General features: G+C 62.9%; 14 protein-coding genes. 13 read left to right on the top strand and 1 reads right to left on the bottom strand.

The features are described from left to right. The first annotated feature begins 8 nt into the window (after positions 1-8). From M2361_RS01715 to M2361_RS01675, 9 genes are all read left to right on the top strand, one after another. A complete protein-coding gene (locus M2361_RS01715; RefSeq protein WP_259245935.1) occupies positions 9-824 on the top strand; it encodes a class II aldolase/adducin family protein in 816 nt (271 codons plus the stop codon). A gap of 100 nt (positions 825-924) precedes the next feature. After that, complete coding sequence (locus M2361_RS01710; protein ID WP_100856650.1) at positions 925-1,884, top strand: tripartite tricarboxylate transporter substrate binding protein; 960 nt, start codon at positions 925-927, stop codon at positions 1,882-1,884. A gap of 34 nt (positions 1,885-1,918) precedes the next feature. Further along, the gene (locus tag M2361_RS01705) at positions 1,919-2,908 is read left to right on the top strand and encodes an NAD(P)-dependent oxidoreductase (RefSeq protein WP_259245934.1); all 990 of its coding nucleotides are present in this window, start codon (positions 1,919-1,921) and stop codon (positions 2,906-2,908) included. A 282-nt stretch (positions 2,909-3,190) separates the two neighbouring features. Next, positions 3,191-4,198, top strand: a complete 1,008-nt coding sequence (locus M2361_RS01700) for an ABC transporter substrate-binding protein (protein ID WP_259245933.1) — start codon at positions 3,191-3,193, stop codon at positions 4,196-4,198. A gap of 3 nt (positions 4,199-4,201) precedes the next feature. Next, complete coding sequence (locus M2361_RS01695; protein ID WP_259245932.1) at positions 4,202-5,032, top strand: ABC transporter permease; 831 nt, start codon at positions 4,202-4,204, stop codon at positions 5,030-5,032. Then, complete coding sequence (locus tag M2361_RS01690; protein WP_259245931.1) at positions 5,033-5,854, top strand: ABC transporter ATP-binding protein; 822 nt, start codon at positions 5,033-5,035, stop codon at positions 5,852-5,854. It begins immediately after the preceding gene. 85 nt (positions 5,855-5,939) lie between these two features. Then, positions 5,940-6,122: a DUF4089 domain-containing protein gene (locus M2361_RS01685; protein WP_050448639.1), complete on the top strand. Its 183-nt coding sequence runs from the start codon at positions 5,940-5,942 to the stop codon at positions 6,120-6,122. Further along, positions 6,119-7,507, top strand: coding sequence for an AtzE family amidohydrolase (locus M2361_RS01680; protein WP_259245930.1), 1,389 nt, complete (start codon positions 6,119-6,121; stop codon positions 7,505-7,507). The genes M2361_RS01685 and M2361_RS01680 overlap by 4 nt, the downstream gene beginning before the upstream one ends. A 74-nt stretch (positions 7,508-7,581) precedes the next feature. After that, positions 7,582-8,289 (top strand): GntR family transcriptional regulator, encoded by a 708-nt coding sequence (locus tag M2361_RS01675; protein WP_259245929.1) that lies wholly within the window; start codon positions 7,582-7,584, stop codon positions 8,287-8,289. A 77-nt stretch (positions 8,290-8,366) separates the two neighbouring features. Here the strand turns inward: M2361_RS01675 and M2361_RS01670 are convergent, their stop codons facing one another. Then, entirely contained in the window at positions 8,367-8,909 is a 543-nt protein-coding gene (locus M2361_RS01670) for an antibiotic biosynthesis monooxygenase (protein ID WP_259245928.1), read from the bottom strand. A gap of 198 nt (positions 8,910-9,107) precedes the next feature. Between M2361_RS01670 and hpxZ the strand changes: the two genes are divergently transcribed. The 4 genes from hpxZ to M2361_RS01650 all read left to right on the top strand — a co-directional run bounded on the left by hpxZ (position 9,108) and on the right by M2361_RS01650 (position 14,634). Then, positions 9,108-9,482 (top strand): oxalurate catabolism protein HpxZ, encoded by a 375-nt coding sequence (gene hpxZ / locus M2361_RS01665; RefSeq protein ID WP_259245927.1) that lies wholly within the window; start codon positions 9,108-9,110, stop codon positions 9,480-9,482. Positions 9,483-9,605: 123 nt separating this feature from the next. Further along, complete coding sequence (locus tag M2361_RS01660; protein WP_259245926.1) at positions 9,606-10,160, top strand: NADPH-dependent FMN reductase; 555 nt, start codon at positions 9,606-9,608, stop codon at positions 10,158-10,160. A 487-nt stretch (positions 10,161-10,647) separates the two neighbouring features. Continuing rightward, positions 10,648-13,830 (top strand): T6SS effector BTH_I2691 family protein, encoded by a 3,183-nt coding sequence (locus M2361_RS01655; RefSeq protein ID WP_259245925.1) that lies wholly within the window; start codon positions 10,648-10,650, stop codon positions 13,828-13,830. A 141-nt stretch (positions 13,831-13,971) separates the two neighbouring features. Further along, a complete protein-coding gene (locus tag M2361_RS01650; protein WP_259245924.1) occupies positions 13,972-14,634 on the top strand; it encodes a DUF6708 domain-containing protein in 663 nt (220 codons plus the stop codon). Positions 14,635-14,839: the final 205 nt, after the last annotated feature.

Here is a 14,839-nt window from a genome sequence, read left to right as displayed (position 1 = left end):
GATATCCGATGACGACTGACACCCGACGCCCGGGCGTGTTACCCCCCGGTGTACTTCCTATCTCTTCGATGCGGCCGCACTGTTCCGAACAGGAATGGCAGGCCCGCGTCGACCTCGCCGCCTGTTACCGGCTGGTCGAGCACTACGGCATGGCCGACATGATGGCCAACCACATCTCGTCGCGCGTGCCGGGCGAAGACAACGCCTTTCTGATCAACCCCTACGGGATGATGTACGAAGAGATCACGGCGTCCAGCCTGATCAAGGTGGACCTGGACGGCACCATCCTGGCCAAGCCCGACTTTGGCGACCTGGACTACGGCATCAACAAGGCCGGCTACGTGATCCACAGCGCCGTGCACGCCGCGCGCCATGACGTGGACTGCGTGATCCACACGCATAGCTGGGCGTCCATGGCCGTGGCCTCGCTGGACTGCGGCCTGCTGCCGCTGACGCAGACCGCCATGCGTTTCCTGAAGATCGGCTATCACGACTACGAAGGCGTGGTGCTGGACCTGCAAGAGCAGCAATCGCTCTTGCGCGACCTGGGCCAGGGCGAGGCGCTGATCCTGCGCAACCATGGCGCGCTGACCGTGGGCCGCACGGTGGGCGAGGCCTTCAACTGGATGCACCGGCTGGAACTGGCCTGCCGCGCGCAACTGGCGGCCATGGCCACGGGCTCGCCCCTGCGCGCCGTCAGCCCGGCCGTGCTGGAAGAAACCTGGAACAACTATCAGCCCGGCACGCGGCGCCCTTACGGCGTCATGGAATGGCCGGCCCTGCTGCGCAAGCTGGACCGCATGGACCCGAGCTTTCGGAGCTGACTAGCTAAAGACTGACTGAAGCCCCCCTTTTCAAAAGCGCTGGCCGACGTGGCGGCACGGCGCTGACACCGCCCACACAACAACCACGAACGGAGACAACATGAACACTGCCCGAGCCCTGCTCGCCGCCGCAGCGACGGCCTGCGCCTGTACCGCTCTGCCCGCGACTGCCGCGGACTATCCCGACAAACCCGTCAGGGTGATCGTCGCGTTCACCGCGGGCGGCACCACCGACACCCTGACGCGCAGCGTCTCCAATGTGCTGGCCAAACAATTGGGCCAGTCCTTCGTGGTGGAAAACAAGCCCGGCGCCGGCGGCAATATCGGCACGGAATTCGTGGTGCGCGCCGCTCCTGACGGACACACCCTGATCGTCAATTCCGTGGGCCCCATCGCCGTCAATTCATCGCTGACCAAGCTGCCCTTCGACCCGCTGACCGACCTGATTCCCATGGTGCAGATCGCCACGGTGCCCAACGTGCTGGTGGTGCCGCCGTCTTCACCCGCCAAGGACATCAAGGGCTTCCTGAAGTACGTCAAAGAAGCCAAGCAACTGAACTACAGCTCGACCGGGGTGGGCACGTCATCACACCTGGCCAGCTACATGCTGATGGACCAGTTGGGCGTGGAAGCCACGCACGTGCCGTACAAGGGCGCGGATGCGGTCAACGACCTGTTGGCCGGGCGCATCGATTTCATGTTCGCCACCATTCCGTCGGTGATCGGGCAGATACGCGCGGGCAAGCTGCGGCCGCTGGCGGTCAGCACGTTGCAACGCTCGGCCACCCTGCCCGACCTGCCCACCATTGCCGAATCCGGCTATGCGGGCTTTGACGCCGGATCGTGGTTTGGCTTCTTTGCGCCCAAGGGCACGCCGCCCACGGTGGTGGCCACCATCAATCGCGAAGTCAACGCCGCGTTGCCCGGCCTGCAGACGCAGATGGTGAACGAGGGCGCTGAACCCGTGGGCGGCACGCCGGCGCAGTTCGCCACCTTCATCAAGCAGGAACACGACAAGTGGGCGGCGCTGGTGCGCAAGTTCCAACCCAACCCCAACTGAGCCCCTGACGCTTAGCCCCTGACGCCGCCCTCCTATGCCGCAAGAAGAGATCCGCATCCTGTGTTCGCCGGCCGAGGCGGACACCTTGCGCCACGCGCTGCCCGCCACCGGCGGGCGGCGCTTCACACTGTGCCACCCGCAAGCCGGCCAGCCCTGCGATGCGCAGGTGGCGTTTGTGTCCCGCGATATCACCGGTGATTCGACCAAGTTCCAGATCACGCCCGACACCGCGCTGTATTACGACGCCATGCGCGAGGCGCCCGCGCTGCAATGGGTGCACGTGCATTCGGCCGGCGCCGACCGCGAGATCTATCAGCACCTGCACGCGCGCGGGGTGGCTATTACCACCTCGCAAGGCGCGACCGACGCCGTGGTGGCGCAAACCGCCATCGGCGGCGTGCTGGCCTTGGCGCGCCGCCTGCCCTTATTGGCGGCCGACCAGCGCGCACGCGCATGGCGACCGCTGTTGGGCGCGCGCACCCCGCGCGATCTGGCGGGACAGCACGCTGTGGTGGTGGGCTGGGGCGCCATCGGCCAGCGCATCGGCGCGTTGCTGGGCGCGCTGGGCCTGACACTGACCGTGGTGCGCCATTCCGCCACGCCTGTGCCCGAGGCACGCCACACCGCCACGTATGACGAACTGGGCGGGCTGCTGCCCCAGGCAGACTGGCTGGTGCTGGCCTGTCCGCTGACCTCGGCCACGCGCGGGTTGGTCGACCGCGCCGCGCTGGCCGCCCTGCCCGCGCATGCATCGGTCATCAACGTGGCGCGCGGCCATGTCATCGACGAACCCGCGCTGATCGAGGCGCTGGCGGTGGGCCGGTTGGGCGGCGCGTTCCTGGACGTCTTTCAGCAAGAGCCGCTACCGCCGGAATCCCTGCTATGGGGGTTGGACAATGTCATCGTCACGCCGCACAGCGCTGGTTTTTCGGATGGCAACAGCGCCCGAGTGCGTGCGCTGTTCGTGAACAACCTGCAACGCTGGGCTGGCGGCGAGCCGCTGGCGAACCGGCTGGTGGGCTGACGGGCTGATGGTTGGCGGATCAGGTAGCCAGTGCTTGGGCAGGCGATCGGCAGACTTCGCCCTTGATACGTCCCCTTAAATGGTGCGCCATGCACCAAAATGGTTCACGCCAAGCACCAGCCCGAGGCCCGCGCGGCCAGCACCTTGGCGCAAACCCCGGAAGAAGCCCCAGCAGGAACCCCCGCGCAAACCTGGCACGGGTTTTGCTTGATGACTGGTATGCAAGCTTGTCTACAAGACAGGCCTCAGACCCAAATCAATGCAAGCCCTCCAGGAGCCCTCATGATCAACCGCAATGCGCCCTTCGCTTTCAACGCCACCCGCCGCCGCCTGATCCAGGGCGCCGCCATGGGCGCCGCGACGCTGGCCGCGCCCGCGCTGGTGCGCGCGCAGTCGGGTCCGGTAATCCGTATCGGCTTCTGGCCCGTTGCCGCCGGCCTGCCGTTTTACGCCGCGGTTGAAAAAGGCTATTTCAAGGAAGCCGGCCTGAATGTCGAACCGCTGAAGTTCGCGGGCGCGCAGCAGGTCATGGAGGCCATGCTGGCCGGCCGCGCGGACGGCAGCGCCAACGGCACGGGCTCGGCCAACCTGGCCATTGGCGAAATCGCCTCGCCCGGCCTGTTCAAGATTTTTGCGTCCAACCCCAGCAACGTGAAGAACGTGCTGGATGAGTTCATCGTCGCGAAAGACAGTCCCATCAAATCCATAGCAGACCTCAAGGGGAAAAAGGTCGGATCTGGACCCGGCATCCAGAACGCCACGCTGGCCAAAGCAGTACTGGAGCGCGCCGGCGCAACCGGAGCAACCGTGGTCGAGTTGGCAATCAGCCAGCACGTAGCCGCGGTTGCCGCCGGCCAGTTGGATGCGTGCTACACGCTGGAACCCACGGGCACGGTGGGCCGCCTGAACGGCACCACGCGCGTGCTGGAAACCGGCGTGATCGCCAAGTACGTGTTGGGCGATCCCATGGCGCCGTGGTTCGGCGGGTCGGCCTCGCTGACCACCGCCTTCCTGAAAAAGCATCCGGAAGAAAGCAAGAAATTCATCGCGGCCTATGCGCGCGGCATTGAACTGATCCGCACCAAGCCGGCCGAGGCGCGCCCCTTCATGAAGGGCTACACCGCCATCGAAGGCCCCATGACCGAAGAAGTGCCGCTGGCCGCCTACACGCTCTACAACGAGTTCACGCCAAGCGACATCCAGTACTTCCAGAAATTCTTCGACCTGTTCACCGAAAAGGGCATCTTCGCGCAGAAGGTCGACGTGTCGTCCATGCTTTACAAGGGCTGATCCATGACAGCAACAACGTCTGCCACGCCCGCCGCCTCCGCCGCAAGCGGGGCCGCTCCCGCCAAGTCGCCGCCCCGCAAGTTCGATGCGTCGCGCTTCCTGCCGCTGATCGGCCCGCTGGCACTCTTCATCATCTGGGACCTGGTCGTGCGCCTGCAATTGGTCAGCCCCGTGCTGTTGCCTACCCCAAGCGCCACCATCGTGGCCTTGGTGAAGGGCCTGGCGGGCGGCCCGCTGCTGTGGGACTTCTTGTCGTCCCTGAACCGCACGCTGCAAGCCTTCGTCATTGCCGGCGTCATCGGCGTGCCGCTGGGCGTGCTCTTGGGCAGCAATGAAAAGGCGTATCGCAGCGTGGAGTTCCTGGTGGACTTCTTCCGCTCCACGCCGTCGTCCGCGCTGATCCCGCTGTTCCTGATGATCTTCGGCGTCACGGACATGAACAAGATCGCCATCGCGGCATTCGCCGCCGTGCTGGTGATTCTGTTCAACAGCGCCTATGGCGTCATCAATGCACGCAAGCAGCGCGTAATGGCGGCCCGCGTGATGGGCGCATCGCGCTGGCAGATCTTCAAGGACGTACTGATCTGGGAAAGCCTGCAACCCACGTTCGTGGGCTTGCGCAGCGGCGTGTCGATGGCGCTGGTGATCGTGATCGTGGCCGAGATGTTCATCGGGTCCGACAGCGGGCTGGGCAACCGCATCATCAATTCGCAGCAGGTGCTGAACGTGCGCGAGATGTATGCGGCGATCCTGGCGGCCGGCGCCCTGGGTTATGTGCTGAACATTATTTTTCTTGTGCTGGAAAAGCGCGTGGTCCATTGGAGCGGCCGATAAATGTCTACCGTCATCAATCCCATCATCGCCCCCGCCCCCGCCGCCGCGCCATTTGCGCCCGGCCCCCTGGGCACGCACATCACCATCCGTGGCCTGACCAAGTATTTCGCGGGCTGGCCGCTGTACGAAGACTTCAACCTGGACATCCCCAAGGGCAAGATCGTCTCGGTGTTCGGCCCCAACGGCTGCGGCAAGTCCACGCTGATCAACATGATCGCGGGCCTGATTCCCATTGATTCGGGCGAGATCCTGTTCGATGGCAAATCGCTGGCGCAAACCAAGATCGGCTACGTGTTCCAGAACTACCGCGAAGCCATGTTCCCGTGGCTGCGCACCATCGACAACATCGCCTACCCGCTGCGCCTGGAAGGCCGCAGCAAGGCCGAAGTGGATGCCCGCGTGGAAGAGCTGGTGGCGTCGTTCGACGTCAAGTTCGACCTGAAGCGCTATCCGTATGAACTGTCCGGCGGGCAGCAGCAGACGGCGTCCATCATGCGCGCCCTGGCGCCCGGACCCGAGGTGCTGTTCCTGGACGAACCGTTTTCGGCACTGGACTTCGAGATGACGCTGTTCATCCGCGAAAAGCTGCAAGAGGTGTTCCTGCAGACCGGCACGACGATGTTGCTGGTGTCGCATGACCTGGAAGAAGCCGTGTACCTGGCCGACCAGGTACTGCTCTTGACCAAGCGGCCCACGCGCGTGGCTGAAATTCTGGACTACACCGACGCCCGCCCGCGCACCGTGGAAACCTTGTCCGAACCCAGCTTCATCCAGATGAAGAAACTGAGCCTGGAGATTTTCCAGCGCGAAGTGCGCAGGTAAGTCGGGAACATACGTCCTGCAAGCAAACGTTTTGCAAGCAAGCAACACAGGTAAGTCAACACAGCGTCTATCGGGAGCCTCCGCCATGACCCAGGAAACCATCGATCAATATGTGCGCAGCGCCTTGGCGCTGTCGGGCTATGCCTTGCGCGAATCCACCACGGTGGAAGTCGTGCAGCAGTTCGCGCGCATCCACGACATTGCGGCTAGCTTTGTCGACGAGCCGCTGCCCGTGGAGCTGGAATCCGCATCGGTGTTCCGTCCATGAGCGGCCCCGCCACCGACATCGCCCGCCAGGTTGCCAGCGGCGAGCGCAGCGCCGTCGCGGTGCTGGACGCCACCTTGGCGCGCATCCGCGAACGCGACGCCCGCTACAACTGCTTCACCGCCATCACCGAAGCCCGCGCGCGCCAGGAAGCCGCCGCCATCGACGCGCGCCGCGCCCGGGGCGAAGCGCTGCCGCCGCTGGCCGGTGTGCCTTACGCCGTCAAGAACCTGTTCGACATCGCCGACGAAGTCACGTTGGCGGGGGGCCGCGTCAATGCGGCGAATCCCCCCGCCAGTCACGACGCCCGCCTGGTAACGCGCCTGCGCGAGGCCGGCGCGGTGCTGGTCGGCGCCTTGAACATGGACGAACACGCTTACGGCTTCACCACCGAAAACACGCACTACGGGCCCTGCCGCAACCCGCATGACGTCACCCGCGTGGCGGGCGGTTCCTCCGGCGGCAGCGCGGCCGCCGTCGCGGGCGGACTGGTGCCACTGACCTTGGGCTCCGACACCAACGGGTCCATACGCGTGCCGGCGTCCCTGTGCGGCGTCTTTGGCTTGAAGCCGACCTATGGCCGCCTGCCCCGCACCGGTTCCTTTCCGTTCGTGGGCAGCCTGGATCACCTGGGGCCGTTCGCGGCCAGCGCCAGCGACCTGGCCGCCGCCTACGATGCGCTGCAAGGGCCGGACGCCGACGACGCCGCCTGCGCGCAACACGCCGCCGAACCCGTGCTACCCGCGCTTGCGGCTGGCGCGCGCAAGCTGCGCGTGGCCGTCCTGGGCGGCTACTTCAACGATTGGGCCGGCCCCGCCGCGCGCCGCGCCGTCGAGATCGCCGCGCGCGCCCTGGACGCCACCGCCATCGTCGAACTACCCGGCGCCACGCAAGCCCGCGCCGCCGCCTTCATCATCACGGCGGCCGAAGGCGGGGCCTTGCATCGACGCAAGCTGGTCACCCACTACGACTACTACGAACCCTATTCCCGCGACCGCCTCGTGGCCGGCAGCCTGGTGCCCGCGGCCTGGGTGCAGCAGGCGCAACGCATCCGCCACCGCGTCTACCGCGAGGCCTTGGCGCTGTTCGACCAGTACGACGTGCTGATCGCGCCCGCCACGCCCGTGTCCGCCACGCCCATCGGCACCGACTGGCTGACGCTGGCGGGCAAGGAACTGCCGGCGCGCGCCAGCATGGGCTTGTTGACGCAGCCCATCTCGTGCATCGGCCTGCCCGTGTGCACCGCGCCCACCTGGCCCGAAGCCGAGCAGGACGGCCACTTGCCGCTGGGCGTGCAACTGATCGGCGCCCCCTGGCGCGAGGCCGATTGCCTGGCCGCCGCCTATGCGCTGGAACAGGCCGGCGCGGCGCGGGTCCGGACAGTCTGACGCTTAATTAAGTTACCCGCCCCCCCGACAACGCCCGATCGCCCCCCTACCTTTTTCGCAATCAAGGCCCCGTTATGGAAACTGCTTTCGCTGCCATCGACATGCCGCGCACCCTGGCCGACACGGCCTACGGGGCTTTGAAACGCGACATCCTGGACTTCCGGCTGGCGCCGGGCGACCGCTTCACCGAAACCGAAATCGCGGAACGGCTACAGGTCAGCCGCACCCCGGTGCGTGAAGCGCTGTTCCGGCTGGAGCGCGAAGGCTATCTGGAAGTGCGGCAGCGCAACGGCTGGCTGGTCAAGCCGCTGGACTTCAACACGCTGGACCACTTCTACGAACTGCGCAGCGTGCTGGAAACCGCTGCCGTCCAGACCTTGTGCGCCCCGCAACAAGTGCCTGATCCGCTACGCGCGCTGCAAGCGCTGGCGGACACGTGGCTGGTCAGCCCAAGCGAACGCTCCAACGATGGCGAATGGCTGGCCGACCTGGACGAACGCTTCCATATCGACCTGGTTGCAGCCGCCGGCAACCCGGAAATCTCGCGCGTGCACCGCGCCGCCACCGAGCGCATCCGCATCGTGCGCCGGCTGGACTTCACGCTGCAAGACCGCATCGACAATACCTACGAGGAACATGGCGCGATCTTGCGCGCGGTGCTGGCGCGTGACGGCGCCGCCGCCACGCAACTGCTGCAAGCCCATATCCATGACAGCCAGACCGCAGTGCGCAAGATCACCCTGCACCGCCTGTACTCCACGCGGCATGCCAAGGCGGCATGAATGCGCGGCAATGCCCCGGGGGTGGGGGTTCATGCCCCGGGCTCATGCCGCGGGGGATGAGGGTTCACCGCCCGCAATCACCCCGCTCGCAGCCAACGCTGCAACACACGCGAAATGACCGGGATGCAGATGAACACCATAATGGGCGTCAATATCACACTCGTGATCAGCACGCGCCAGAACACCGGCATCATGTTCAAGTGCTCGCTGACCAGAATCGAAAACACCAGCAGCACCGGAAAATAAGCCAGCCAGATGCTCACGGCCTGCTTCCAACGCGGCGGCGCGCTGGCCGCCTTGGGCGCGAACCAGCCGTCGGTGCCGCTGACGCGATGCTCATGGCTCGCGCGCACCAGGTTCGCGCCGCGTTCCAACCACATGCGACGCGGCAGCGACTTTTCCCAGCGCAACAGGCTGGCCTCGTCGGTAAAGCGCAGCACAATCTGGTACTCGTCCCCGCCCTCGGGCGGTTGCAGCACGCCCGATCCCAGGAAGCCGGGGAACCCCGCCGCCAAAATTTCGCCCTGGCGCATCCAGGACAGAAAATCGCTATAGCGTTCGGGCGCGATGTGACGGGTGACCAGCATGGTGACCGGGGCGGAAACAGCGGAACTGGACATGACGGAACTCCTGAGCAACGGTGCAGCTTGTTATGCAGTGTTAACCCTAGCAATCCCCGTGCCAGCCTTGCGCCGCACCATTTCCCTGGTGTGAATGACCGTACGACGCAGCATCTGGAATTTTGCGCACCGCAGCACACACCATATTGGTGATTACCCCTACACAACGCACCACATCGGTGCATTCGGAGAAAGCTCATGGACATCAACCTGCCCGACGTCGTCGCCGAGGTCACCACCGCCTTCGAACGCTACGAAACGGCGCTGGTCACGAATGACGTCGAGGAACTGGACGCGCTGTTCTGGAACAGCCCCCACACGCTGCGCTACGGCGCCAGTGAAAACCTCTACGGCTATGACGCCATCCGCGAATTCCGCGCGGGGCGTTCACCGCAAGGCTTGGCCCGCCGCGTCCTGCGCACCGCCATCACCACCTACGGCAACGACTTCGCCACCACCAACATTGAATTCCAGCGCGAAGGCAGCGAGCGCATCGGCCGCCAAAGCCAGACCTGGATGCGGACCCCGGCCGGTTGGCGCGTGGTGTCGGCGCACGTCAGCCTGATGGCATGACGGCTTCAGCATGACGGCTTCAATGACACATCTCGCATCAAGACATCACGCGCTTGATGATTGAGCGCATCGCGCACCAGGTCTACACTGATCTTTCCATTTTTCCCGTCGGAGCATTTGCCCATGAGCACATACAAGATTGCGGTTTTTGTCGGCAGCCTGCGTGCCGCCTCGATCAATTTGCGATTGGCCCGAGCGCTGGAAAAGCTGGTTCCCGCAGACTTCAAGTTCGAGTATGTGAACCTGGGCGACATCCCCCTGTACAACCAGGACAACGAAAACAACCTGCCCGCCCCCGCCGCCAAGCTCAAGCAGCAGATCGCCGACGCGCAAGGCATTCTTTTCGTATCGCCCGAGCACAACCGCTCGGTGCCCGCCGCCATCAAGAACGCCATCGATTGGGGCTCGCGCCCGTGGGGCCAGAACTCCTGGCCGGGCAAGGCCGTCGGCATCGTGGGCGCATCCCCCAGCGCCGCCGGCACCGCGATGATGCAACAGCACCTGCGCAACATCCTGGCCGCCGAAGGCGCCAACGCGCTGACCACCCCAGAAGTCTTCCTGCAGTATTCCGACGGCCTGGTCGACGACCAATACACCATCACCAATGAAGGCACGCGCAAGTTCCTGCAAGGCTGGGTCGACCGCTACGTCGACTGGGTCAAGAAGATGAGCACCTGATTTGCAGCGCTGATCGCCGCCGCTGCCGGCAGGGCCAAGCCCGCCGGCGCCGATCGCCCGATCTACCTCCGGGCGATCAAGCCCCCCGATACGTCGGGGGGCTTTTTTATGGCTGTTTTGGGCTTTCATAACGCACCGGGCCAGATTTGACCCGATCGGGCCAATTCTGGCTCGATCTAAGCCGTTGATAAATATCGGCTTATTCTCAATCGGGTCAGATCTGGCCCGATTTCTCGTCGAAAACATGTGTTTTCAAGCCGCAGCCCTCAACCCAAGACTCGAAAAGCCAGCCAATTCCCTCGCAAGCCATTGATATGGTTGAGTTATTTCTCGGCGCCCGTCACATGGCATGGATATTGCATTACCCCGTATCTGGTAGGCGCACGCGCTTCTGGCTCAGACGCGCCGTGCGCCTGCCTGGGTGCTCGACGGCAACGCCAAACGGCGCAACCGTCTTCACCTCTCGGACAATACGGGGAGTTGCTTCATGGGTTCGCACGCAGATTCGTTCACCAATCAGATTCGGCTGGCGGTGTTGGAAACCACGGCAGTGCCGATGGACACCTGCCGTGCCTGCGAGCGCGGCGGGATGCCGATCCTGCTGCTGCGTGACGCACCATTGCCGCCGACGTCCTCGTCACCCTTCGATCCTGAACAAGACCGCGTACGCATTGATATGCAGGCGGGCAAGTACCGCATCCTGCGCGAAGGCTATGTGTATGTACTGTTGGATCAGGAAATCTGGCACGCGTATCAGGTCACTGCCGACGGGCATATGCGCCAATATGACCCCTACCGAATGCCAAGAGGCAGCCCCAAGCCGCTGTCCCAGTCTTGCACGAGCGAAGGGCATGACGTGCGTGCTTCGTTCATTCACATCGACACCAAGGTCCACAAGGAAGCGTGGATCGCGTTCTCGCAAGACCGGTGGCCCGAGCCGGTGCTGGATGCCTATAAGGCGCAGCGCGCGCCTTCCGCGCGCTTTGTGAAAGTCGATCTGACAGCGCTGCGCGAGACGCCACCAGCGATATTGCATGGATTGAAGTTCGCGGATGGATTCCTGACTGATCACGTGTGGGAATACCGGTACGACGGGGTGGATTTTGGCAGCCGGCACGCCGTGCGTTTACGCACCCCACGGTTCGTGCCGCTGAATGACTACGTCGACGACATTGCCAAGACTCAGGGGTTGCCGCAAGGCGTTCCGGTGTTGGCCTTGCCTGACCCCGTGGGCGCCGTGCTGGAATTCAACCAGCAGCGGCACATGCTGATTAACGAGCGGCTGGCCTGGGCGGGGAACGCCGAGCGGCAGTATCTGCTATTCACTTCTGCGGCGCTGTTGCAGATCAGAGAGCTTGAGAAGACCTGGGCGCGCACGCAAGCGGTGCAGGAAGTAGACAAAGAAATCGAATACCGCCGACAGCATAATGACCATCCGGTGCTGGGCACGCGCTCACATTTACCGCCTGTCGATGTGCCGCGCGCAACGGAAACTGCTGCCAAGCGCATCACGACCGAGTATCACGAACGCCTGGAACAACGCTACAGCGAGCCACGCCGCAAGCAGTTTCAGGACGCCCATGACAAGGAATGGCAACGCCGGCAAACCTTGATCGACGTGATGGCCAACCGTTACGTGAGTTGGCTGCAATCGCTAGCCTGGCTGCGCATCGCACGATACGACTACTCGGCAAGCGATCCGTATTCAGCAGCGGCGTATACCAAGATGGTGGCGGCTTGCCTGGATGGCGGTCCCAGCGAAGCTACCCCAGTCGATGGCGCGGAACTGGGCCCCACGCAGCGGCTATGGAAATCCTTGCTGGAAAGCCCCGACAGCATTCTGTACCAGGCGCTACTGGCCAAGAACGCCCGCCTGCTTGAAGGTTTGCATCCCACTTTTGCGGAAGGCTTTAAAGCAAACGATTCCGGCAAGCTGTATGCCGCGATCAAAGACGTGATGGCCTCGCAAGAAGGCGAGATGTACCTACGCAGCAGCGTCAGGGATGCCGTGGGCCAACTGCAAGGCGCAATGATCAACGCGATGTTGACGATGGACGCACGGGCGCAAGAACAGCTTCTACCCGTGGCCGCAACCGTCCATCAAGCCGCCCTGCTGCTATGCGAGCGCGTCCAAATGCTGCAAGTTCAGATCGAACTGACGCTGGGCGAGTATCAGGAATTACTCACCCAACAGATGCGCCAGGAATACGACAAAGCAGCGAAGGAAACCGGCAAGAAGGCCCGCGCGCTGATATTCAGCGGCATGCTGACCCTGCCTGGGCCGGCACAGAACCAGATATTCAAAGCCACGTTCTGGGTGGCGGATACCGCTGAAGGACTGAAAAACAAGCTAACCGCAATGTCCAATGCCACGGCGGAGACCCTGGAAGGCGGTTGGCGCAGCGTGGTGGTGGGCATTGGCGGACTGGAACCGAAGGCACATGCGATAGCCGGGCAACTACGAACCACGGCTGCGGATGCAAAGCTACGGGCGCATACCGCTTTTGTCGGAATACGTGGGATGGCCAACCTGGATTTGGCGTTGTCCATGGGCGCGTTGTTCTTTCAGCAGGATGGGCTGGCAAGAAGCCTGCAAGACCTGGAGCGCGTGATGGGAGACCAATACCCTGAAGCCGTCGCGGGTGTGGCGGCAAGCGCGGTGGGGGTGGTGGGTGTGGGTATTGAAGCGACGGGCGTGGGGATACGGGGAGTTGCCAACGCCGCGACCAAGACCGGCCTCGGCGGAGCAACTGCATTGAACGCGCTGGAACTGGGCAAGGGATTTGTGCGGTTTGGCGGCGTAACAGCGGCACTCTCCGGCATTGCGGACGGGATGCAAAGCGGATTCGCGGTAAACCGATCGCTCAAAAACGGCGATAGGGAGGCTGCCTTCATCCACGGCATTGCGCACGTCGTTCACCTTGCGACCGCGTACTTTGCAGCCCACGCAGCCGCCGCCGGAGTTACCAGCTTGCTCGGCCCACTTGGATGGGCCATAGCGCTCGGCATCGTAGCGTACTCGGTATCCCAATATGCCAAAACCCGAGAATCGACAGACCTCGAACTATGGGCTCGCCGTTGCTATTTCGGCAATCACGACGAATCGCCCCCGATATGGTGGAACACTGCCAAGACATCACTCCCTCTCCGGGAGAGCAGGACGATCGAAGAGAACATCATCAAAGCTAAGCAAGCAAACGCGGACAAGGATGTCGCGATTGGAGCGCTAAACGCGGCAATCTTAGGCATGAAGGCTGACCTTAGTTTCGTCAACATTTCCCACCCTGCCGGAATTTCAACGGATGGCGTCAGCGTCATAGCAGGAAAAGCAATTACGTATCGAATCGAACTGCCGTATTGGGATGCGGACCATTCAGCATATTCAATGTATCTGAGCGTCCACAGCTACAAGGGTGAACAGGTGGCGATAAACGGACACCATAACAGCACCCAGCTTCGCGAAATATCGCCAGTTGAAAAACGGCCGAATTACTCCGAAGACGTCAATGCGACCTATAGGCCCACTCAGTCGCGGCCTACTATCGCGGGCACGCTGCTTTTAGAACTATTCGATCAGGACGTTCAGGCCGCGACATTGCGCATTAAGTACTGGCCCGAGAGTTCCGATGCCGCTGACTATGCGGACCTGACAATATATTCCCAGCGCTAGGCAAGAGCACTCGTGAGCAGAAAATCTCCCATTCTTAATCAACCATGCCCCGGATGGCAGGCTGACCTCCCGCCTACCAACAATCCCATCAGCATAAAAGCACGCCCAAGTCCCAGGGCCAATAGCCTAAGCAGCACCTATTTGGAACTTTCGCGCAATGTTTCTACGCGCCGGAACATAACTCTGCTGCTGGGTACCGCTCAGTTGATGACAAGCATAATTTTCTTTACATGGTCAACCAAGATGCTGTTTTCAAATAACTTTTTTGGTTTCGACCCCACGATGATTGGTCTCTACGTCGGTGCCATCATATTCGTCATCATCGCACCAGCCTTTCTTCTAGGTGCCGCCATATTGCCACCAAGAGATTGCCCTATCCGCTTCAATCGTCTTCGCCGAAAAGTCTATGTATACGACTTCAAGCAAAACTGGCTTACCTTTCCGACGCGGTGGCGCGTCACCACACATTCCTTCGATTGGGACGACCTGCATGCCGAATTTTGGCGTCGGCGCGCGTTTACACCGCAAGGGGGCTTAATCATCACCTGGGGCGTGTCCATCGCAGTGGTCAAACCCGATACCAACGTGGTGATCACCCGATTTCCTCTGACCGTATGCCAAGACGAAGGCAGTTCCTGGGACTACGTCCGCACCTACATGCAGCACGGCCCCGACGCGCTGCCGCCCATCGAAAAACTCAACGATCCCAACGACGTTCCGCCGCACAACCTGGCGCTTCGCCTAGCGCCAAAAGTCGAATGGCCGGCTGCGATGGATGTGGAGTCACGCAGCGGCCCGACTTGATCGGGACAGCGAAAAACGCCGGCTTCCAGGGTCCAGTCGAAACTTATCCCCGCCATCTGTGGAGAAGGCTGAGGACAGTCTTGGGGCACAGTCAAAATCCCCTGTGCCGCCAAGCACTTGCGTGCACTGATCAAACAATGCGCAATCATCCTTTTGGATGAGATTCGGCGGACTTATCCCCGAAAAGGCTGGATGTCCGACCAGC

Origin of the sequence: Achromobacter sp. JUb104, assembly GCF_024806975.1 — a bacterium.
GTDB classification, from domain to species: domain Bacteria; phylum Pseudomonadota; class Gammaproteobacteria; order Burkholderiales; family Burkholderiaceae_B; genus Achromobacter; species Achromobacter spanius.
The sequence above is the reverse complement of the archived record's forward strand: the minus strand, read 5'-3'. Positions and strand labels throughout refer to the sequence as shown.